The 1,052-nt window shown below is 63.9% G+C and carries 2 protein-coding genes and 1 pseudogene; 1 reads left to right on the top strand and 2 read right to left on the bottom strand.

Annotated elements, in window-relative coordinates:
• A partial coding sequence (locus KR227_RS10700) for a hypothetical protein (protein ID WP_218365319.1) occupies positions 1 to 201 on the bottom strand: 201 nt, incomplete at its 3' end.
• Positions 202 to 264: 63 nt separating this feature from the next.
• Complete coding sequence (locus KR227_RS10695; RefSeq protein ID WP_005447937.1) at positions 265 to 549, bottom strand: WhiB family transcriptional regulator; 285 nt, start codon at positions 547 to 549, stop codon at positions 265 to 267.
• Positions 550 to 840: 291 nt separating this feature from the next.
• Here KR227_RS10695 and KR227_RS10690 point away from each other — a divergent pair.
• A pseudogene (locus KR227_RS10690) lies at positions 841 to 1,052 on the top strand (hypothetical protein); the annotation flags it as partial.

Here is a 1,052-nt window from a genome sequence, read left to right as displayed (position 1 = left end):
ACGCGTCCCCGGCAACACGCCGTTGATCGCGGCATGTTCGACCTCGACACGGGTATCGGCCAGAATGCTCGACGCACCAGACCGGTGGCCCGCCCGAGAACCGGGTCGGCCGACCCACCGTTCAAAGCGATGACCAGCGAGCCCGGACAGCGCCGACCACAGCGCAGAAAGGATCGGTGAGGCGACGATCGTGCACGGCAAGTGCCACTCCGCGTACAGAGATGATCAAGGACGCCTACTCTAACGAGCGCACACCGACTCGGGTCACACGGCGCGCTTCTTCAGCTTCCTCCGCTCCCGTTCGGAGAGGCCGCCCCAGATGCCGAACCGCTCGTCGTGAGCCAGGGCGTATTCGAGGCAGTCGTCCCTGACCTCGCACACCTGACAGATCCGCTTCGCTTCCCGGGTCGAGCCCCCCTTCTCCGGGAAGAACGCCTCCGGATCGGTCTGAGCGCACAGAGCGCGCTCCTGCCAATCCTGCTCGTCTGTCACGTCGAAGAGCTCGGTGAGCACACCCAGATCGTCGTCCGGGTGTCCACCCCACTCCATGACGTTCCCCCATTCTCTTCCAGTCGTATCCAACCGCACGTCCGCCTCCTCGCTTCCACGCACTCCCAGGGCCGGCGGTACTGGATGCCCCGACTGCCCCCCTTTTAAGACAGCCGAATGACATCAATGTGATTACACCTGTGTAGTGCGGCCGGGTCAAGCGGAGTAGCAATGTTGGGGGATACTTGGGACCGCTTGCGCAAGTGGACACGCCGAGAAGACCTCGACCGGTTTGCACCGGTTGCGCCAGACTTCGCAACCAGCCATGAACGGAGAGGACACATCGAACCCGTGCAACGCTCAGTCGTTCGCCCAAGCTTGCTCTTCTACGTCATCCTCGCCGTCACGGTGGCCGGAGGCGCGCTGACCACCACGCTGACGTTCGACGAAAACCTCGAACGTCCGGTCCTTCCGACCCTCGGCATGTTCCTGCTGATCATCGGCGGGTGGGCGCTGTCGCTGACCCTGCACGAGTTCGGGCACGCCTTCGTGGCCTACAAGGG

Source organism: Corynebacterium sp. TAE3-ERU30, assembly GCF_019209925.1.
Lineage (GTDB): Bacteria > Actinomycetota > Actinomycetes > Mycobacteriales > Mycobacteriaceae > Corynebacterium > Corynebacterium megadyptis.
The sequence above is the reverse complement of the archived record's forward strand: the minus strand, read 5'-3'. Positions and strand labels throughout refer to the sequence as shown.

Bases quoted from the DNA above. Each gene is read 5' to 3' on its own strand.
- KR227_RS10695 (WP_005447937.1), bottom strand. From the start codon at position 549: ATGGAGTGGGGTGGACACCCGGACGACGATCTGGGTGTGCTCACCGAG.